This window comes from Furfurilactobacillus rossiae DSM 15814, assembly GCF_000428925.1.
In the GTDB taxonomy this organism is placed as follows: Bacteria; Bacillota; Bacilli; order Lactobacillales; family Lactobacillaceae; genus Furfurilactobacillus; species Furfurilactobacillus rossiae.
The window spans coordinates 391,139-412,313 of the sequence record NZ_AUAW01000001.1 but is presented as its reverse complement, the minus strand read 5'-3'; the positions used below and the strand labels follow the sequence as shown (position 1 = coordinate 412,313).

Genomic DNA, 21,175 nt, shown 5'->3' with positions numbered 1-21,175 from the left:
ATGGCTGTTAACGAACCAATTTTAAAAGATGCACAAGAACGGATGAGCAAGGCCGGCGACGCACTGTCGCGTGAACTTGGCAATATTCGTGCAGGCCGTGCCAATGCTGGTCTACTCGCTGATATTAAGGCAGATTATTATGGGGCACCAACACCGATTAATCAAATGGCTTCCATCACGATTCCGGAAGCACGTGTCTTGTTGATTACACCATTTGATAAAAGTAGTTTGGATGCTATTGAACACGCAATTTTGACTTCTGATTTGGGAATTAATCCAGCCAATGACGGTAATGCTATTCGGCTGGTTATCCCACAATTGACTGAAGAAAGCCGAAAAGACTTGGTAAAGCAAGTTCATGGTAAGGCTGAAGAAGCTAAAGTTGCCGTGCGAAATGTACGCCGGGATGCAATGGACTCATTAAAAAAAGGTCACAAAAATGGTGACTTTACTGATGATCAGTTGCACGATCTTGAAGAGCAGGCTCAAAAAATCACAGATGCTGGCATTAAGAACGTTGAAAATATTGCTAGTGACAAAGAAAAAGAGTTAATGACTATCTAGTTGTTGCTCTGTATATCTTTCGTTATATAAGCGATTGTGCTTGGAAATCTACTTTCCAGTCACAGTCGTTTTTTTATTCAAGGTGACAATTTATTAATGAGTGAAGGACGTGGCCAGTTTTACCGGTTACGGGAAAGTGATACAATGCCGAGGTAGATATTTGCGACAACGATTATTATTTGACGGCCGCACACAATGGTTATCGGTGCCGTCAACAGAGGACATTTCGTCATTTTTTAAAAGCTCACTCCGTTTATTTCGCTGTGTTTTAATGTAATGACTAGGTGTTTTTGTTAAACTAGAAAGACGTAGAATTGAAAGGTGGACGTTGTTTTGTTTGGACGAAAAAAAACTGTGGCGCCTGAAACTTCGCCAAGTGATCTCGATGAGACACGCATTCCTAAGCACGTTGCGATTATCATGGATGGTAATGGACGATGGGCTCAGAAGCGTCATTTGCCACGTGTGGCAGGCCACAAGGAAGGCATGAATACTGTCAAAAAGGTGACCATTGCGGCTAGCCATTTAGGTATTAAGGTGCTAACGCTGTATGCTTTTTCAACAGAAAATTGGAAACGTTCAGAGAACGAAGTTAACTATCTTATGCAACTGCCGGTCGATTTTTTTGACACTTTTGTGCCTGATTTGGTTAAAGAAAATGTGCGGGTTAATGTCATGGGATATACAGATCAGCTCCCGAAAAAAACGCAAACAGCCGTTAACAATGCGATTGCAGATACTGCTCATTGCACTGGCATGATTTTAAACTTTGCGCTTAATTACGGCGGACAGGCGGAAATCGTGACAGCTATCCAAAAAATTGCTCAACAAGTTGTTGATGGAAATCAACAAGTTGCGGACATTACTACTGACACTGTTGATCAGGCCTTAATGACTGCACCACTTGCGCCATACAATAACCCTGATTTGTTGATTCGAACTAGTGGTGAAGAACGAATTTCCAATTTTTTGCTTTGGCAAATTGCTTACAGCGAATTAGTCTTTACGGAGGGGTATTGGCCTGATTTTGATGACGCAGAATTACGCCGTTGTATTAGCCAATTCCAACAACGTGACCGTCGCTTCGGTGGCGTCAAACAACCAAAAAATAAATAAGAGTTTGTGACAGGCTAAGGTCTGTCCAGAAGTGAGGAGTTTCATATGCGTACTCGTGTCATTACCGCCGTTGTGGCGTTATTGATTTTTATTCCGGTGATTGTCTATGGTGGTTGGCTAATTCAATTAGCAGCCATTGTCCTTGGCGCTGTGGCGTTAGGCGAAGTGCTGGTTATGAAAAAGAAGTTGGTCGTGTCTGCGGAAGCGATTATTAGTTTTCTAGGGTTACTTGTGCTACTAGCCCCACAAAGTTGGTTGGCGTTTTTGCCTGATAACCTCAATCGAGAATTTTTATTCTTTATTTTCGTGATGCTGTTGCTGTTACATACTGTATTCACACGCAACCATTTTTCGTTTGATGATGCTGGTGTGTTGACACTTGCAATGTTGTACATTGGCATGGGTTTTTACTACTTTGTTGCTGCTAGAAATACTGGGTTGTCCACGCTGTTCTACATTTTGTTTGTCATCTGGACGACAGATTCTGGTGCCTATATGATTGGGCGCAAATTGGGTCGGCACAAATTGGCTCCCCAAATATCGCCTAACAAAACGTGGGAAGGTTCTATTGGCGGCACGATTGTGGCCGTTATTGTCGGCAGTGTTTGGGTTGCCTTTTTCCCACAACACTTTAGTTTGCCGATAATGGTCATTCTGACACTAATTTACAGTGTCTGTGGTCAATTAGGTGATTTAGTTGAATCGTCTCTTAAACGTTTTTATGGTGTTAAGGATTCTGGCAAAATATTGCCGGGTCATGGCGGTATTTTGGATCGCTTTGACAGTTTGTTGTTTGTGTTACCAATCCTACATTTGACGGGATTGATTTAGACACACGTATTTGGTCTAGGAATATAGCTGTTCAAACTTCGGCTTTTTCATTTTTAAAAACGGTAGCCTGCTCAAATGAAAGGATCCTATGTGAATGGTAAAAACAATTGTTGCTTTTATTATTGTTTTTGGAATTTTAGTGGTCGTGCATGAGTTTGGCCACTTTTATTTTGCCAAACGGTCAGGTATTCTTGTGCGTGAATTTTCAATCGGAATGGGTCCCAAAGTTTTTTGGACGCGCAAAAACGGGACGTTGTATACGATTCGAATTTTGCCCTTAGGGGGTTATGTTCGAATGGCCGGTGCTGCCGAGGATGAGGATGACCAACTTCAACCGGGAACGCCAATCAGTGTTATGGTGGGCGATTCTGGTAAAGTCACCAGAATTAATGCTAGTGATCAAACGACGCTGTTTAATGGCATTCCTGTTATTGTGACGGAGTCTGACTTAGTAGATCAATTGGTCATAAAGGGTTACGAAAATGGTGACGAAAGTGTCGTCAAGACGTATGCAGTAGATCACGATGCAACAATCATTGAAAAGGACGGCACAGAGGTGTTGATTGCGCCACGTGATGTCCAGTTTCAGTCGGCTACGTTGTGGCACCGTATTTTAACTAACTTTGCAGGACCACTGAATAACTTTATTCTGGCGTGGTTGGTGTTTGCCATTATGGGATTCGCCATGGGTGGCGTTGCCAGTAATAGCAACGCGATTTCAGGAGTATTAACGAATACGCCGGCGAAATCGGCTGGCCTGAAATCGGGTGACCGAATCGTTAGCGTTAATGACAAACGCACTAACAGCTGGACGGCTGTGACAAGTGCTATTACTAGTGATACCCATGGCGACATTACACTTGGCATTAAGCGTGGTCAAAAGACGGTTAAACATGTCAAAATAACGCCGCAGGTAAAAACTGTTTCTGGCAGTAAAACGCGGACCGTTGGCATTAAACGTGGTATCGATACCGGCTTTTTTGCAAAGCTATTTGGTGGGTTCTGGAACACGACTGTGCTGTTGTTCGCGGCGCTCGGTCATTTGTTCACGCATTTCAGTCTTAATGACCTTGGTGGGCCTGTGGCGATTTATGCGAATACGGCCACAGCTACACAGGCTGGTTGGAGTGGTATCCTCTACTGGCTAGGTTTTTTATCATTAAATTTAGGAATCGTCAACTTGTTGCCAATTCCTGCGCTTGACGGTGGTAAACTAGTTTTAAACGTAATTGAAGCAATTCGACGTAAACCATTGTCACAGCAAACTGAAGGTGTCGTTACAATCATCGGATTTGGTTTTGTTTTGTTTCTGATGATTCTGGTCACGTGGAACGATATCATGCGCTATTTTGTTCACTGAAACGACTGACAATGGCCGTTAACTTTTGGAAGATTGAGGAGAATTAATCGATGAAACAAAGTAAAATGCTAATTCCGACGTTGAAAGAAACGCCGAGTGATGCAGAGGCCTTGAGCCATCAAATGATGTTACGGGCGGGGTACATTCGACCAGTTGTTGCTGGTGTTTATGCCTACCTGCCACTGGCTTTCCAAGTGTTAACAAACGTGGAAACAATCGTTCGCGAAGAAATGGCTAAGATTGATGCTGTTGAAATGTTGGCTCCGGCGTTACTGCCAGCGGACCTCTGGAAACAGTCAGGGCGTTATGACACATACGGTCAGACGATGTACAAGTTGAAGGATCGTCACGAACGTGATTTGATTCTTGGCCCGACGCATGAAGAAACTTTTACGAGTTTTATTCGGGATGAAGTTAAGTCGTACAAACGGTTACCATTGGTTATGTACCAAATTCAACAAAAGTATCGTGATGAGGATCGTCCTCGTTACGGACTGTTGCGGGGTCGTGAATTCCTGATGCTGGATGTTTATTCATTCCATAGCGATGCTGAGAGTTTGGACCGCGTCTTCAAACAGATGGAAGTTGCCTTTCGAAATGTCTTTAATCGTTGTGGTCTGAACTACCGTGAAATTTTGGCGGATTCCGGGGCGATGGGTGGTAAGGAGTCTCGCGAATTTAATGCAATTGCGCCAGTCGGTGAAGACACGATTGCCTACTCCGACAGTAGTGATTACGCTGCTAATTTGGAAACTGCAACCAGTCTTTATGTACCTAAAAAATCGCATGAAGAACCTCGTGAGCTAGAAAAGATTGCCACTCCTGGTGAAAAAACCATCGATGCAATTGCTAAACGACTTGATATCGACACAACTAAGACATTGAAAACAATGTTGTATATGGCTGATGGCGAACCATTAGTTGCCTTGATCCGCGGTGATCATGAAGTTAATGACACTAAGCTAAAAAATGTTGCCGATGCGACTGACTTAGAAATGGCAACCACTGAACAGGCTGAACAGTATATGGGTGCAGATTTCGGTTCTCTAGGTCCTGTAGGCGTCAGTGAAGATATTAAAATCATTGCCGACCAGGATGTTGCCGACCTTATGAACATGCCGGTTGGTGCCAATGAAAATGGCTTCCACTATTTGAATGCAAACTTGAACCGTGACTTCCGCGTTGATCAGTTTGCAGACATTCGCTTGGTTCAGGAAGGCGATGTATCTCCTGATGGCGAAGGCGTCTTGAAGTTTAACCGTGGTATTGAAATTGGGCATGTGTTTAAATTAGGAACCCGCTATTCTGAGTCGCTTGGTGCTCAAGTCCTTGATGAAAATGGTCGTCAAAAAGACGTAATCATGGGTTCTTACGGGATTGGTGTGAGTCGTTTGCTGTCTGCGATTGCTGAACAGACGGCTGATGAAAATGGTCTTGCATGGCCTAAAGCCATTTCGCCGTTTGACATTCATTTGATTCCCGTTAACATCAAAAACGATGAACAACGTGAATTGACTGATGAACTTGAAACATCCTTAACTGATGCCGGTTACAAGGTGTTGGTTGATGACAGAACAGAACGTGCAGGGGTCAAATTTGCTGATTCAGATTTGATTGGTTTGCCATTGCGCGTTACCGTCGGGAAAAAGGCCGCAGACGGTATTGTAGAAATCAAACTGCGCAAGACTGGTGAGACAGTTGAAGTTCGCAAAGAAGAGTTGACTGAAACAGTGGCTATTCTGTTCAAAGGCATTGATTAACAATATCGATTGAAATTAAAATGTTATGGATAACAAGTCGAACCTTTAGGGTATTTTCCCATCAGGGTTCGACTTGTGTGCACTGTACTGAAAAACGATTATTTTATAATTGGCTACTTAAGAACATTCATGTGGGGAGGCCGCATTTTCGTGGCGTTAAATCAACACGAGCTTTTTATTAAATTACTAGACCAACTAAATCTTGAGTCACAGGCAACCGACGCAAATTTTGTGAACGCGCAGATTACCGATATGGTCGTTCATGAACAGAGCAGGACCTGGAGTTTTGGCTTTCATTTTGATCACATCTTGCCGTTCGAAACGTTTATGAACTTTTCACAGCGATTAACCCAAGCGTTTGATGAGATCGCAACGGTAAACTTTCACATTGCTTCAAATGATACACATGCTGAAATTGAAACGATTGCGCGCTACTGGACCTGGGCAGTCAGTCACAGCGGATTGAACGAGCAGTTTGCACGACAGTTGTGTGAAGGAACAGCACCAACTATGGATGGCGAACGAGTGATTATTACGGCGCCCAATCAAGTTGTTTCAGATTTTCTTAGCGGTGACACATTGACCGCTTTAGTTGCCACGTATCAGCGATTAGGTTTCCCCGAATTGTCATTTGCAACGACGGTTGATGAAGCGGCATCAGCGCAACAGCTTGCTGATTTTCAGGCAGCCAAGGAAAAACGAGACGAAGAAATGGTCACCAAAGCTGCTGCCGTCATCGCCAAAAATAAGGCCGAACATTCATCTGCGCCAACCGTCAACGGTCCTGTTAGTATGGGGCGGAAAATTAAAGATGACGAACCAGTTCGTCGAATGGATGAAATTACTGAGGAAGAACGCAGTGTGACCGTTGAGGGTTACGTGTTCGCCAAAGAAATTAGAGTACTTCGGTCAGGCCGACAGTTGCTGACGATAAAAATTACGGATTACACCTCTTCATTCATCGTGAAGAAATTTTCACGGAATGAAGATGACGAAGCTAATTTTGCGGCCATTCCTGAAAAAGCGTGGGTTAAAGTTCGTGGCTCTGTGCAGGAAGATAACTTCTCGCGGGACTTAGCCATTATTGCCAATGATTTGCAGGTGGTTTCTCATACAGAACGAGAAGACACTGCGCCAGAAGATGGTAAGCGGGTGGAATTGCACCTCCATACGCAGATGAGCACGATGGATGCTACGAATAACATTGCTGATTTTGTCAGCCGGGCAGCAAAATGGGGTCACAAGGCGATTGCAATCACAGACCATGCTGGTGTCCAAGGTTTCCCAGCAGCGTTTAAAGCTGCTGAAAAGGCTGGCATTAAAATGCTGTATGGTGTTGAGGTCAACTTGGTCGACGATGGTGAGCCAATTGGGATCAATGACGCTCATGAGGTGCTAAAAGGTCACGAATACGTGGTGTTTGACGTTGAAACGACTGGTCTTTCAGCCATTTACGATAAAGTTATCGAGCTTTCTGCCGTTAAAATGCAGGATGGTAACGTCATTGATCAGTTCGAGGAATTTATTGACCCTGGTTTTCACTTGTCTGATACGACCACTAACTTAACGAGTATTACGGATGATATGGTGGCAGGCTCTAAGACTGAAGAAGAAGTCTTTAAAATGTTCCGTGATTGGTATGGCGACGATATTTTGGTCGGTCATAACGTGACATTTGATGTCGGTTTTATGAACACTGGTTATGTGCGTCATGATATGCCAGAAATCGATAATCCGATTATTGATACCTTAACGCTGGCACGGTTTTTATACCCGACGTTAAAGGGTTACCGTCTGAATACACTAGCCAAAAAATTCAATGTTTCATTGGAACATCATCACCGTGCCATCTTTGATGCTGAGTCAACGGGTCATTTAGCCATGATTTTCTTGAAAGATGCAGAAGAACGCTATGGCATTGTTTATCATGATCAGTTGAATGAACACATGAGTGACAACGATGCGTACAAACATGCACGACCATTTCACGCAACCGTGATTGCTAAGACGCAGGCCGGTCTGAAAAACTTATTTGAACTTGTCTCACTGTCGAATGTGAAATACTTCTACCGGGTACCCCGTGTACCGCGGAGTGAACTAAACCGTTTACGCGAGGGACTTATCGTCGGCTCAGCGTGTTCCTCTGGTGAAGTATTCGAAGCGGCCATGCAAAAGGGAAAAGCAGAAGCACTCAAGCGAGCAAAATATTACGATTATTTGGAAGTTCAACCTAAACCGGTTTACAAACCCTTAATTGAGGGTGAGTTAATTCACGACAATGCAAAACTTGAGGCAATCATTAAATCCTTAGTTGAAATCGCTCATGAATTGGATAAACCGATTGCGGCGACAGGGGATGTTCATTACTTGGATCCCCACGATGCTATTTATCGAAAAATCCTTATTAGTTCGCAGGGTGGTGCTAATCCGCTTAATCGTCATTCATTACCGGATGTTCATTTCCGTTCCACTGATGAAATGCTGTCAGAATTCAGTTTCTTAGGGGACGATTTGGCTCAGGAATTGGTTGTTACCAATCCGAATAAAATTGTTGACATGGTCGAAGATGTGCACCCGCTGAAAGATAAACTGTACACGCCAAGAATGGCAGGTGCTGAGGATGAAATCCGTGAACGGACAATGGACACGGCTCATGAACTATACGGTGATCCATTGCCAGATATCGTGCAAAAGCGTGTTGACCGTGAATTGAAATCGATTATTGGAAACGGGTTCTCTGTTATTTATTTGATTGCACAACGGTTAGTGCATAAATCTAACAAGGATGGGTACTTGGTTGGTTCTCGTGGGTCGGTGGGCTCTTCCGTTGTAGCGACGTTTGCCGGCATTACGGAAGTGAATCCACTGGCGCCCCATTATCTTTGTCCTAACCCAGAATGTAAGTACAGCGAGTTCTTTACGCATGGTGAATACAGTTCGGGCTATGATTTACCGGATAAGAACTGTCCTAAGTGTGGCACGTTGCTTAAGAAAAACGGACAGAACATTCCGTTTGAAACATTCCTTGGATTTAAAGGAAACAAGGTTCCTGATATTGATTTGAACTTCTCCGGAGATTATCAGCCCATTGCGCATAACTATACTAAAGTCATGTTCGGTGAGGACAATGTATATCGCGCGGGGACGATTGGAACGGTTGCCGATAAGACCGCTTATGGTTACGTTAAGGCTTATGAACGTGATCACGACGTTACTTTCCGCCAGGCTGAAATTGACCGTTTGTCCAGCGGCGCCACGGGTGTCAAACGAACGACGGGTCAACATCCAGCCGGAATTATCATCGTTCCGGACTACATGGATATTTACGATTTCACGCCAATCCAGTATCCTGCCGATGACCAAGACGCTGCTTGGCAGACAACTCACTTCGATTTCCATTCAATTCATGACAATATTTTGAAAATGGATATTCTTGGACATGATGATCCAACGATGATCCGGACATTACAGGATTTATCAGGAATCGATCCAAAGACGATTCCTACGGATGATCCCGGTGTGATGGGATTGTTCTCTGGTACAGATGTGCTAGGTGTTACAGAAGAACAAATCTTCAGTAAGACAGGGACACTGGGAATTCCTGAATTCGGAACCCGGTTTGTTCGAGGAATGCTTGAGGAAACACATCCGAAGAACTATTCCGAATTATTACAAATTTCAGGGCTGTCACACGGAACCGACGTTTGGTTGGGTAATGCGGAAGAGTTGATTAAAGACGGCACGGCGACGATTGCCAACGTGATTGGTTGTCGTGATAACATCATGACCGACTTGATTAACTACGGGTTGGATTCCGAAATGTCGTTTCAGATCATGGAATCTGTGCGTCACGGTCGCGGGATTCCTGATGAATGGCAAGCAGCTATGCGCGAATCGAATGTGCCACAGTGGTACATTGATTCCTGTCTAAAGATCAAGTACATGTTCCCAAGAGCGCATGCCTCTGCCTATATTTTGATGGCGTTACGAGTGGCTTACTTTAAGGTTTACTTCCCGATGTTGTATTACGCTGCTTACTTCTCTGTTCGTGCTGATGATTTTGATCTAGTTGCCATGTCGCGTGGTAAAAATGCGGTTAAGGCATCAATGAAAACGATCATGGACAAGGGAAACGATGCATCAACTAAGGAAAAGAGTCTGTTAACGGTGCTTGAACTAGCTAACGAAATGATGGAGCGTGGCTTTAAGTTCAAAATGATTGATGTTGAACGTTCGGATGCACAGAGTTGGTTGATTGACGGAGACTCATTGATTGCTCCGTTTAATGCTGTTCCTGGCTTGGGCGATAACGTTGCTAAACAGATTGTTGCAGCTCGTGAGGAAAAGCCGTTCCTGTCCAAAGAAGATCTAAGCAAACGGGGCAAAGTTTCTGCTACGATTATTGATTTTCTGACTGAGAACCATGTGTTAGATGATTTACCTGACGAAAATCAGTTGAGCCTATTTTAAAGCCTTGTTTAGACTTGATTAAAACAGTCAATTTATATTTAGCATAATATGAACTGAACGTGGCTGTGATACTCGTTTATTTGGCCCAAACGATGCTGATGTCACCGTGTGCCAAAAGATCGAAAAACTGTATGCAAAGCAAATACGCCTTATTCCCGAACTTGAGGAATAGGGCGTATTTAAGATTAGACATATCCAAAGATTCAGCTTGTTTTCCGCCTTGGTTTTAATTCATATTTTTAGTTCACTAATACTTATTGTGAGTTGGTTGTCAGCAATTTGCTCTGGTTAAGAGTGGCCTTGTTTTCAAAACGTTCCGCTTCGTTGAACTTTACATTATGGTCGTTATACCAGCGCCTGACAGCATCTGTTTGGTCAGCAAAAAGGGGTGGCAAAGACAATTGTTGCCCCATAGTAGATGCTGGTTCTTCCAATGCAAAACCAGGTGTAACAGTTGCCAATTCGATTCGGTTATCGGAGGGGTCACGAACATAAATACTTTGAAACCAGCCGCGGTCACGATAAAGTTCAATATCCAAACCAAGTGATTGTGCCCGTCTGTAATAATGAAACAGTGTTGCCTGATCAGGAACTTGTAATGCAATGTGATCAACACTGCCGCGGCCCATTCGTGAGCGGTGATTTGAATCAGGTGCTGAGGTCAGAGTGATTGATGCACCGCTAGATGGGAGGGGAATATGATGATTAAAGTCGTTGAGCCCCAACCAATCCTGATAGAAGGTGACCGTTTCCGAATAATTAACATAGTCAATATTGGTTCCAAGTAGACCAACTATTTGATTCTCCACGGGAACATCATTTGGCACATGCTGGTGATCCGTTAATTGACGATCCACTTCGACGAAGGTTAACAAAACACCATCTGGGTCTGTGACTGTTAGTCCGCTAGCAATAAGCTGTGGATGAAAGTTGGCCGCCTTAAGCCGTTTTTGCCAATAGGTCGTCGTATTACGAGGAATGCCGATCCGAATACCTGTTAGTCCGTGGTTTGCTTCCTGACGTTGGCCTAAATGGTCTAAAACAAAAAAGGTGATGACACTGCCGGGATCGCCTAAATTATTACCGTAATAAAGGTGTCGGATGTGAACGGCTTCTTGATTAACGGAATTTTTAACGAGTCTGAGACCAAGTACTTGAATGTAAAATTGTGCATTAGCGGAAGCGTTACCGGTCAGCAATGAAATATGATGTGGTGAAAAAAGCATGATACCCCTCCTCAATATCAGTTGGACTTAATCATATTTTATACCGAACATGCTCAAAATGCTTGAATTGGTGCCGTTGGTTGTGTTTTTGGCGCTGGGATGCTATACTATGACTTGTAATTTAAGACTCTTAATCTAAGAGTGAGCCATTCGTGGCTCGCTCTTTTTTCAGGGCTAAATGAGGAGGTGGAAAACTTGAGCAGTGTGACAGAAACGGTTACCCAGATGGTTCAGCCCATCGTTGACGAACATCATTTTCAGCTTGTGGATGTTGAATTTGTCAAGGAAGGTAAAAGCTGGTATTTGCGCGTCTACGTGGACAAACAAGGCGGCATTACCATTGATGACTGTGTCATCGTGAATGATGCTCTGAGTGCGGAGCTTGATGCCGCTGACCCAGATCCCATTCCCCAAGCTTACTATTTAGAAGTTTCCTCGCCAGGCGCGGAACGGCCACTAAAAAAGGAGGCCGATTTCGAAAGCGCAGTTAACCAGTATATTCACATTTCACTGTATCAACCGATTGACAAAGTGAAGGTATTTGAAGGTACTCTGGCTGAACTTACGCCGGAAACATTAACGTTGAATTATAAAGTCAAAGGGGTTGCTAAAACAGTGACGATTGAACGTAAAGCCATTGCAAGTGCCCGTTTGGCGATTGATTTTAGTGGTATTTAAAACACAACTGACACAGTGATCGTGCCTAAAGTCGCGAATCGCTATCCTGACGGTTCATGTAAGGAGTACTAGGAAATGAGTAAAGAATTGGTTGGGGCGCTAGACGCTCTTGAACAAGAAAAAGGGATCAAAAAGCAAGTGGTTATCGAAGCGTTGGAAGCAGCGTTAGTTTCTGCTTACAAACGGAATTATAATCAAGCTGCTAACGTTGATGTTGAATTCAACGAACGCAAAGGAGATATCAAGGTCTACGCAGTTAAAACTGTGGTTGAGGATGTCGAAAACGACCAGTTGCAAGTAAGTTTGCAAGATGCTGTAGCCATCAATCGGGCTTATGAAATTGGCGACGAAATCAAGTTTGAAGTAACACCAAAAAACTTTGGCCGAATTGCTGCTCAGACGGCTAAGCAAGTTATCATGCAACGAGTTCGTGAAGCTGAACGTGGTTTGGTTTACGATGAATACAGTCAGTACATGGATGAAGTCGTTACTGGTGAAGTTGAACGCCAGGACACACGTTACTTGTACGTCACGTTAGGCAGTGGTTCTAATACGGTTGAAGCCGTTATGGCTAGTTCAGATCAGATGCCAAACGAGACATACAAGATGCACGATAAGATCAAGGTTTATGTTTCGCGGGTTGAAAATAACCCTAAAGGGCCACAAGTGTTCGTTAGCCGGACGCATCCAGAGTTACTGAAACGCCTATTTGAAGAAGAAGTGCCAGAAATTTATGATGGTACTGTTGAAATTGTTTCGATCGCCCGTGAGGCTGGTGATCGTGCTAAAATTGCCGTAAAGTCTAATGATCCTAACTTGGACCCTGTTGGTACCTGTGTTGGTCCTCGTGGTCAGCGTGTCCAATCTATTGTTAATGAATTATCCGGTGAAAACATGGATATCGTTGAATGGGTGGATGACGAAGCACAATACGTTGCTAACTCACTGAACCCAGCTGAAGTAGTTGATGTTGTGTTCGATTCTGAAAACGAACGGGCTTGCACGGTGGTTGTTCCAGATTATCAATTGTCATTAGCAATTGGTAAGCGTGGTCAAAATGCCCGCTTGGCTGCTAAGCTGACCGGTTTCAAGATTGATATTAAGTCAGAAACTGAAGCTGCTAACTTGTTTGAAGATGCGGATGATCAGGAGTATGTTGAAGCTGGGTCAGACGTTGAGGTCGACAAGCCCGATTTTGAAAAGGGCGAAGACGACGATCAGTCCGAAAAGTAGACTGGCACTAGTTTTTAACCTTAAGGGGGAATTGTGATGCATCAGCGTAAAGTACCCATGCGTAAAGACATTGTCAGTGGCGACATGTTTCCGAAAAAAGACTTGATTCGTGTGGTCAAGAATAAGGAAAATGAAGTCACAATCGATCCAACGGGTAAGCAAAATGGTCGTGGCGCCTATGTGACCATTGATACAGCGACGGCTAAAAAGGCACAACATGAGCATAGCTTGGACAAGGCGTTTGGGATGAAAGTTGACGACGCTTTCTATGAAGAGTTAATTGCTTATGTCGATCACCAGCAAGCCCGGCGCGAGCTGTTTGGGGACAATCACAAATGACCCCAGAGCAGCAGTTATTAAACCTTCTTGGCCTGGCACAACGGGCGGGCCAGTTGGTTACAGGTGAACCCATGGTATTAGCAGCGATTAAAGCAGGCAATATTCGTTTTCTGTGGGTTGCAAATGACATGGGCGCAAGTTCAAAAAAGAAGTTAACTGATAAAGCAAGCTTTTACCATGTGCCGGTCAGTACTGCATTTAATGTTGCGGAACTGAGTCAGGCTACAGGACGACAACGTTCAGCATTAGGCGTCAGCAACGCTGGCTTTGCCAAAAAAATGCAAACGTTATTGGATAAAATGAAATGAGGAGAGTGAAAGGATGGCCAATAAGCGAATCTATGAACTCGCGAAGGAACTTAATGTTTCCAGCAAGGAGCTCCTAACGAAGGCAAGCGCCAAGGGGATGAGTTTTAATAATCACATGGCGACCATTAGTGATGCTCAAGAAAAGACGTTACGTGGGATTATTAAACCGACTGTTCAAGCGAAGGCTGCCAATGCAGCGGCAAACGAAAAGTCTGGTGATGCCGCACCTAAACGCAAAGTTGTTCACCATTTGATCAACAATAATAAGAAATCGGACCGTCGCCATACTAATTTTGGCCGAAACGGGGCCAACCTACACGGCGAAGGGCGGATCATGAATTTGAGCAATCCACGGACGAATAATCGTCAAACAAAACGTCAGCAAGAACAGCAGTCAACGGCACCACGCTCTCAAGCTGCTGCTTCACAGACTGCCACAAGTACTGCAGCTAAAACGACATCACAAGCTGTTCAGTCTACCGCAACTTCAGTGACTGCATCGTCAGCTGCTAAGTCAACGATGCCTCGTTCACAGGCAACGGCTAAGACAACCGCTACAAGTCATGCACCGCATTCTACTGCCAGTCACACGACTAGTCGATCAACTCAGTCGCGGCCAGCTGGAAGAAACACTGATCAGCGTAACGGCGGTAACAATAACTCACGCAATAACAACCACACAACGGCTAACCGTAATAGCACCAACAGTTCGCATTCAAATGGCCGTAGTGGAGGCTATAACGGTAACAGTGGCAACAACCGTAATAACAACACTAATAACGGTAGTCGTGATAATAACCGTAGTTATGGCTCACGTAACAACAATGGCTCTAACAATTCTGGTAACTCAAACAACCGGAACAGTACCAACTCGCGCAACACGAGTTCGCGTACTTCGAACCGACCAACTGCTAATGCCGGTGCATCGTCATCCAATAACAACAGCAATGGCAGTGGTCGTAATAACCGTTTCAGTAACAGTAACAACGGTAACCGTTTTGGCAATAACAACCGTCGTGGCGGCCGTGGTCAACAACAATATGGACAGAAGCACCAAAAACGTAATAAACGTAATCAACGAATTAAGCAGACTGCCCAAGCACAGCCAGCACCAACTCGTAAGGAACGTCCATTACCAGATGTATTGATGTATGACGTTGGCATGAACGCTCAGGACTTGAGTAAAATCTTGCACCGTGAGACTGCGGAAATTGTTAAGAAATTATTTATGCTGGGTGTCATGGTTAACCAAAACCAAAGTTTGGATAAGGATACTATTGAAATTTTGGCAGCAGATTACGGTATCGAAGCTCAAGAAAAGCCTAAGGAAGATATTGCTGATATCGACAAATTCTTCGAAGAGCAATCGACGACTGATCCAACTAAGTTAGTACCACGTCCACCAGTTGTAACAATCATGGGTCACGTTGACCACGGTAAAACAACACTGTTGGATCAACTGCGTAATTCTCACATTACGGCTGGTGAAGCCGGTGGGATCACTCAGAAGATCGGTGCTTATCAAGTTGAATTAAAGGGTCGTAAGATTACCTTTATCGATACACCCGGGCACGCGGCCTTTACTGCTATGCGTGCGCGTGGTGCGGACATTACTGATATTACGATTTTGGTTGTTGCTGCTGATGATGGTGTTATGCCTCAAACCATTGAAGCTATTCACCATGCGCAAGCTGCTAAGACGCCAATTATCGTAGCCGTTAACAAGATTGATAAGCCAGGTGCCAACCCGAACCATGTTATTGAACAGTTGTCTGCTTACAACTTGATTCCTGAAGACTGGGGTGGCGATACCATCTTTGTCGAAATTTCAGCCAAGTACGATAAAAACCTGGATGAATTATTGGACATGATTCTTTTGCAAGCTGACTTGATGGAACTCAAGGCAGATCCAGAACAGCGTGCTCTTGGTTCAGTTATTGAAGCGCGTTTGGACAAGGGTCGTGGCCCTGTTGCCACTGTCTTGGTTCAAGAAGGCACCCTTGAAGTCGGTGATCCAATTGTTATTGGGAACACTTACGGACGGATTCGGACCATGAACAATGATCGTGGTCGGACCGTTAAAGAAGCTACACCTGCAACACCAGTGGAAATCACTGGGATGAACGATGTACCAGAAGCCGGCGACAAGTTTGTTGTCTTTGAAGATGAAAAATCTGCTCGGGCAGCTGGTGAGGAACGTGCTAAGCGTGCTTTAGTTGAAGAACGCTCACATGCTAACCACGTGACGTTGGACAATCTGTTCGACACCATGAAGGAAGGCGAAATGAAGGAAGTTGACGTTATCATCAAGGCCGATGTTCAAGGTTCTGTTGAAGCATTAGCAACTTCATTCCAGAAGATTCAGGTTGATGGTGTTCGGGTTAACATTATTCATCAGGCCGTTGGTGCCATTAATGAAAGTGATGTTACTTTAGCCGAAGCTTCAAATGCAATCATTGTTGGCTTTAACGTTCGTCCGACCGCTCAAGCCAAGTCGCAAGCTGATAGCGATGGTGTGGACATTCGTTTGCACAACGTTATCTACAATGCTATCGATGAAATTGAATCAGCCATGAAGGGTATGCTTGAACCTGTCTACAAAGAAGAGGTTACCGGTCAGGTTGAGGTTCGTGAACTTTACAAAGTTTCTAAAGTCGGAACTGTTGTCGGTGGTATGGTTACGGAAGGCTACATCAGCAGCGATGCCGGTGTTCGTTTGATCCGTGATGGCGTTGTCGTTTACGAAGGTAAGTTAGGCTCTCTACAACGGTTCAAGGATCAGGTTAAGCAGGTTAAAGCTGGTTTTGATCTTGGTCTAACCATTGCTGGTTATAACGACATCAAGGTTGGCGACGTTATCGAAGCCTTCGTGATGAAGGAAGTTCCCGTCGAATAATCTCGATAGTTTAGTAAATTCAAGTAACGTTAGGAGTGAAAGACGATGCCAAATAAGCATTATCGTGTGGGTCGCCTGGAACAGGAGATTCAACGTGAAGTTGCTGATATTTTGCTTAAACGGGTTCGTGATCCTCGTGTAGCCGGTGTCACTATTACCGGTGTTGAGGTAACGGGCGACTTGCAAGAGGCAACATTGTATTACAGTATCTTGTCCGACAAGGCAAGTGATAACGAAAAGGCTGCAGCTGGATTGAGCAAGGCTAGTGGTTTGATTCGTAGCGAACTTGGCAGTCGGCTAAGCATCTACAAGACACCTGAAATCACGTTTGAGCAAGATAAATCCGTTCAGTATGGTAATCATATTGATGAATTAATTAATAAATTACACCAACAAGAACGTGACTAATCATTAAAGCGACTGCCAAGACTGGCAGTCGCTTTTTAGTTTTTGCTAGGTTATAATTGTGACCGTTATTAATTCAAATTGATGGACCGCTGTAGGCTGGTGCATCCTTAAAAGATGAAGTGAGGTTCTGCTGCCATGGAAGGCATTTTGCCGATTAATAAGCCGCGTGGAATGACGAGTCATGACGTGGTTTTTAAACTGAGAAAAATATTGCACACAAAAAAGATTGGCCATTCAGGAACGTTAGATCCCAATGTTGATGGTGTGTTGCCTATCTGTGTGGGACCGGCTACGAAGGTCGTGCCGTATTTAATGGCGTCAGGGAAAGTTTACCGTGGCACAGTAACTTTGGGGTTTGCCACGGAAACCGAAGATTTAGACGGGGCAGAGATTGCTCGAAAACCGTTAACGCAGCCATTTACTGATGCTCAAATTTTGCACGCTATGATGGGACTGATTGGTGACATTGATCAAATTCCACCGATGTATTCAGCAGTCAAAGTTAATGGGCGCAAGTTATACGAGTACGCTCGGGCTGGGGAAACAGTTGAACGTCCAGTGCGTCACATTCATGTTGATCGTTTCGAACAAACGGGACCAACGAGTTTCGACAAAAAAAACGGAACTCAAGTGATTCCGTTTGAAATTGGCTGTGGTAAGGGGACTTATGTTCGAACGCTTTCCGTTCAACTGGGTGAAGCATTGGGTGTCCCGGCCGTTATGAGCGATTTGACACGTTTGAAAAGTGGTGGCTTTGATCTGTCACAAACAGTCACTTTAGAACAGGTTGCCGACGCAATGACTACCGGCAATATTAATCAGTATTTATTGCCAATTGATGTTGCGCTGGCTCATTATCCCGTGACAGAGCTAACGTTAGCTGAATGGCAGATTGTCACAAATGGCGGTTTTTTGTCGCCCTCTGTATTAGTTGATCAAAAGGTCACTGCCCTTAAGTTCCAGAATCATATTAAGGCGCTTTACCAATTGTCAACTGACGGTAAAGTAGCCAAGCCACTGAAAATGTTTTCGAATCATCTGTAATGAATGTAAATTAAAATTTTTGATATTGAAGGTGCGAAACATTGCAAGTTATTTATTTACGACATCCATACCGATCAGAACAAATTCCTGATGGACCGGTTGTTTTAGCAATGGGGTTTTTCGATGGTGTGCATATTGGTCATCAGACGGTAATTGAGCGGGCACGTAAATTGGCCAATGAACGAGGTGTCAAGCTTGCGGTGTTGACATACACGCATCATCCTTCAATTGTCTACAAGACATCCGTTGACTCCTTTCGCTATTTATCGACGTTTGACCGTAAATTAGAATTATTAGATCAGCTCGGCGTTGATATTGTGTATGGCATTAGTTTTACTTCCCAGTTATCGGCGGTTGCCCCACAGAAATTTGTTGACGATTACATGGTTGGTTTGCATGCGGTGGCCGTGGTTGCCGGATTTGATCACACGTATGGCAAAAAGGCAATTGCTGGTATGGCACAATTGCCGACTTATGCTAAAGGGCGTTTTGATGTGGTCGAGGTCAAACAAGTGGCAATTGACCAGGCCAAGGATAGTTCGACGCGAATTCGTGAGTTAATTGATGATGGCCAACTGGCACAAGCCAACGAGTTGTTGGGTTACACCTACCAAACTACTGGAATTATTGTTCATGGTGAGGCGCGTGGACGCACATTAGGCTATCCAACGGCTAATGTTGATCCGACAGCGAGTGAACGGGTTCCAGGCATTGGAATTTACGCTGTGTGGCTCCAAATCGGGCAGCAATGGTATCCGGGCATGGCTTCAATAGGTCGCAACGAAACGTTTGGTGAACATCGGCCTATCACTATCGAGATTAATCTACTTGATTTTAATCAGGAAGTTTACGGTGAAGAGGTTAAGGTCGCTTGGGGTGCGTATCTGCGTGGTCAAGTTAAGTTTGACGGTGCGGATGCTTTGGTGCATCAACTAGACCAGGATGCTGCAGACACTCGCGCCTTCATGACGAAACACCGACAAGGACCCGTTGAACGTTTATCGATGAAACAGTAACTTTTTAATGAAAGAACGGTTTTTCCCCACATTTAGGAAAGAGCCGTTCTTTTGTTGCCATTTTGAGGTTTTTTCGATGGTTAATTGCGTTGAAAAAAATAATTAACAAAAGATGTTTGAAGTCGCCAAAATTGTTTGACTTTGTTTGACCAAGTTGTTATATTAGTAACTGTTCTTAGCACTCAAATAGCGTAAGTGCTAAAAGGGGTGATTAAGACGCTAACAGAACGACAAAAAGTGATTTTGCAGGCGATCGTGCGTGAGTATACGGAAACCGGTGCGGCAGTTGGGTCTAAGGCCCTTGCAGCGCGCTTACCGATTCACGTTAGCTCTGCAACAATTCGCAATGAAATGGCATCGTTGGAAGAACAGGGTTATGTTCAAAAAGAGCATACGTCTTCGGGACGGATTCCGTCGCTGGCAGGTTACCGTTATTATGTTGACCATCTTGTTAATAATGATGCGGTGGCACATGCCGATATTCAGTTAATCCAAAATGAATTGAGCGGTTCTTTTAATAAGATTGATGAAATCATTGAAGAGTCGGCCAATTTATTATCGGAATTGACGTCATATACTGCTTTCACACTTAAGCCTGAACAGGCAGATGCGCGACTAAGTGGTTTTCGGTTAGTGCCTTTAGGCAATCGACAGGTGATGGCAATTTTGGTAATGGACAGCGGTGAAGTTGCTAATCAAACGTTCACGATTCCACGCTCAATGTCCAGCGATCAGCTGGAAACAGTGGTTCGTCTGATTAATGATCAGTTAGTTGGTTTGCCAATTACTGAAATTGTGGACAAACTGCGTGTGGAAATTCCTGCAAAAGTTGGTCAATATATGCAAACCCCGGAAGGTTTTTTACAAATCTTCGGTCGTGTATTAGATCAAGCAGCTACGGAACGTTTCTTCGTTGGCGGCCGCTTAAACTTGCTGAACTTTTCCGTTAACCACAACCCGCAGGACTTAAAATCGCTGTATCAATTGTTTGATACGTCAGATGATATCGCCAGTGTTTTAAGTCCACCGGACAATAAAGTACAGGTGAAGATTGGTAATGAGATTACCAATGATTTACTTAAGCATTATAGTTTGGTTACAGGAACTTACGATGTGGGTTCCCACGGAAGAGGTATGATTGCCGTGTTAGGTCCAACACGGATGCCATATTCGCGAATGATTGGTTTAGTTGGTGCATTCCGACAAGAACTGGCCGCTAAGCTTTTGGATTATTATCGAAACCTGGATGACTAAGGCTTTTACCAGTTACCAGTGGTTTGACTATAAAATTAAATGGAGGTGGCAGTTTGTCAAACAAAAAAGAAGCCCAATCATCAGCAGCAAAAGATGATCAACAGGCTAAGGCAAACGCAGCTAAGGCGAAGGATCCAACGGCTAAGGACATTAAGAAAAAGGTTCAGCAGCCAACGGAAAATGATACCGTCGATCAATCTGCTGAAATTGATAAGCTGAATGATAAATTAGCGGAGAAGGACGATCAATTACTTCGAGCACAGGCAGAAATTGCCAACATTCAACAGCGGCAAAAGAAAGAAACCGCCCAGTTGATGAAGTACGATGGTCAACAATTGGCACACGACGTGGTTCCCGAGCTGGATAACCTTGAGCGTGCCTTGAATACTGACGTTCAGGATGAAGCTGCAAAACAGTTGAAACACGGTGTTGAAATGGTGTATAACCACCTTCAAAATGCTTTGAAGGAAAATAACGTGACGGAGATTGAAGCACTCAACAAACCGTTTGATCCAACGTTGCACCAAGCAGTCCAGACCACACCGGTTGGCCCCGATCAGAAACCGGATACTGTTGTGGCAGTGCTTCAAAAGGGCTACATGCTTAAAGATCGCGTTTTACGTCCAGCAATGGTCGTTGTCGCGCAGTAAGCAATTAGATTAAATAATAAGG

Annotated in this window: 17 protein-coding genes; 16 read left to right on the top strand and 1 reads right to left on the bottom strand. The window is 44.2% G+C overall.

All coding sequences use genetic code 11. The features are described 5' to 3' along the window. The 6 genes from frr (at nt 1) to G400_RS0102020 (ending at nt 10,101) form a co-directional block, all read left to right on the top strand. Nucleotides 1-564 (top strand): ribosome recycling factor, encoded by a 564-nt coding sequence (gene frr / locus G400_RS0102045; protein ID WP_017261988.1) that lies wholly within the window; start codon nt 1-3, stop codon nt 562-564. A gap of 420 nt (nt 565-984) precedes the next feature. Then, on the top strand, nt 985-1,680 hold the full coding sequence (locus tag G400_RS0102040; protein ID WP_236402217.1) for an isoprenyl transferase: 696 nt from the start codon (nt 985-987) through the stop codon (nt 1,678-1,680). A gap of 45 nt (nt 1,681-1,725) precedes the next feature. Then, complete coding sequence (locus tag G400_RS0102035) at nt 1,726-2,511, top strand: phosphatidate cytidylyltransferase (RefSeq protein ID WP_017261986.1); 786 nt, start codon at nt 1,726-1,728, stop codon at nt 2,509-2,511. Between the two features lie 94 nt (nt 2,512-2,605). Then, nucleotides 2,606-3,871 carry an RIP metalloprotease RseP gene (gene rseP / locus G400_RS0102030; RefSeq protein WP_017261985.1) on the top strand — a complete coding sequence of 422 codons (1,266 nt, stop codon included), beginning with the start codon at nt 2,606-2,608 and terminating at the stop codon, nt 3,869-3,871. A 50-nt stretch (nt 3,872-3,921) separates the two neighbouring features. After that, complete coding sequence (locus G400_RS0102025) at nt 3,922-5,631, top strand: proline--tRNA ligase (protein WP_017261984.1); 1,710 nt, start codon at nt 3,922-3,924, stop codon at nt 5,629-5,631. Nucleotides 5,632-5,781: 150 nt separating this feature from the next. Continuing rightward, a complete protein-coding gene (locus G400_RS0102020) occupies nt 5,782-10,101 on the top strand; it encodes a PolC-type DNA polymerase III (protein WP_017261983.1) in 4,320 nt (1,439 codons plus the stop codon). Nucleotides 10,102-10,355: 254 nt separating this feature from the next. Here the strand turns inward: G400_RS0102020 and G400_RS14255 are convergent, their stop codons facing one another. Next, nucleotides 10,356-11,327, bottom strand: coding sequence for a VOC family protein (locus tag G400_RS14255; RefSeq protein ID WP_017261982.1), 972 nt, complete (start codon nt 11,325-11,327; stop codon nt 10,356-10,358). A gap of 195 nt (nt 11,328-11,522) precedes the next feature. Here G400_RS14255 and rimP point away from each other — a divergent pair, with 195 nt between their 5' ends. The 10 genes from rimP (at nt 11,523) to grpE (ending at nt 21,153) form a co-directional block, all read left to right on the top strand. Continuing rightward, nucleotides 11,523-12,005: a ribosome maturation factor RimP gene (rimP, locus tag G400_RS0102010; protein WP_017261981.1), complete on the top strand. Its 483-nt coding sequence runs from the start codon at nt 11,523-11,525 to the stop codon at nt 12,003-12,005. 75 nt (nt 12,006-12,080) lie between these two features. Next, entirely contained in the window at nt 12,081-13,238 is a 1,158-nt protein-coding gene (gene nusA / locus G400_RS0102005) for a transcription termination factor NusA (RefSeq protein ID WP_017261980.1), read from the top strand. A 36-nt stretch (nt 13,239-13,274) separates the two neighbouring features. After that, nucleotides 13,275-13,577 (top strand): RNase P modulator RnpM, encoded by a 303-nt coding sequence (gene rnpM / locus G400_RS0102000; protein ID WP_017261979.1) that lies wholly within the window; start codon nt 13,275-13,277, stop codon nt 13,575-13,577. Continuing rightward, nucleotides 13,574-13,885 carry a YlxQ-related RNA-binding protein gene (locus G400_RS0101995; protein WP_017261978.1) on the top strand — a complete coding sequence of 104 codons (312 nt, stop codon included), beginning with the start codon at nt 13,574-13,576 and terminating at the stop codon, nt 13,883-13,885. The genes rnpM and G400_RS0101995 overlap by 4 nt, the downstream gene beginning before the upstream one ends. 13 nt (nt 13,886-13,898) lie before the next feature. Continuing rightward, nucleotides 13,899-16,781: a translation initiation factor IF-2 gene (infB, locus tag G400_RS0101990; protein WP_017261977.1), complete on the top strand. Its 2,883-nt coding sequence runs from the start codon at nt 13,899-13,901 to the stop codon at nt 16,779-16,781. Nucleotides 16,782-16,826: 45 nt separating this feature from the next. Further along, on the top strand, nt 16,827-17,189 hold the full coding sequence (gene rbfA / locus G400_RS0101985; protein WP_017261976.1) for a 30S ribosome-binding factor RbfA: 363 nt from the start codon (nt 16,827-16,829) through the stop codon (nt 17,187-17,189). Nucleotides 17,190-17,324: 135 nt separating this feature from the next. Beyond that, nucleotides 17,325-18,233 carry a tRNA pseudouridine(55) synthase TruB gene (gene truB / locus G400_RS0101980; protein WP_017261975.1) on the top strand — a complete coding sequence of 303 codons (909 nt, stop codon included), beginning with the start codon at nt 17,325-17,327 and terminating at the stop codon, nt 18,231-18,233. A gap of 41 nt (nt 18,234-18,274) precedes the next feature. Next, nucleotides 18,275-19,249: a riboflavin biosynthesis protein RibF gene (gene ribF / locus G400_RS0101975; protein ID WP_017261974.1), complete on the top strand. Its 975-nt coding sequence runs from the start codon at nt 18,275-18,277 to the stop codon at nt 19,247-19,249. 210 nt (nt 19,250-19,459) lie between these two features. Next, the gene (gene hrcA / locus G400_RS0101970) at nt 19,460-20,503 is read left to right on the top strand and encodes a heat-inducible transcriptional repressor HrcA (protein ID WP_026017153.1); all 1,044 of its coding nucleotides are present in this window, start codon (nt 19,460-19,462) and stop codon (nt 20,501-20,503) included. 53 nt (nt 20,504-20,556) lie between these two features. After that, on the top strand, nt 20,557-21,153 hold the full coding sequence (gene grpE, locus G400_RS0101965; protein WP_017261972.1) for a nucleotide exchange factor GrpE: 597 nt from the start codon (nt 20,557-20,559) through the stop codon (nt 21,151-21,153). The last annotated feature ends 22 nt before the right edge of the window (nt 21,154-21,175 follow it).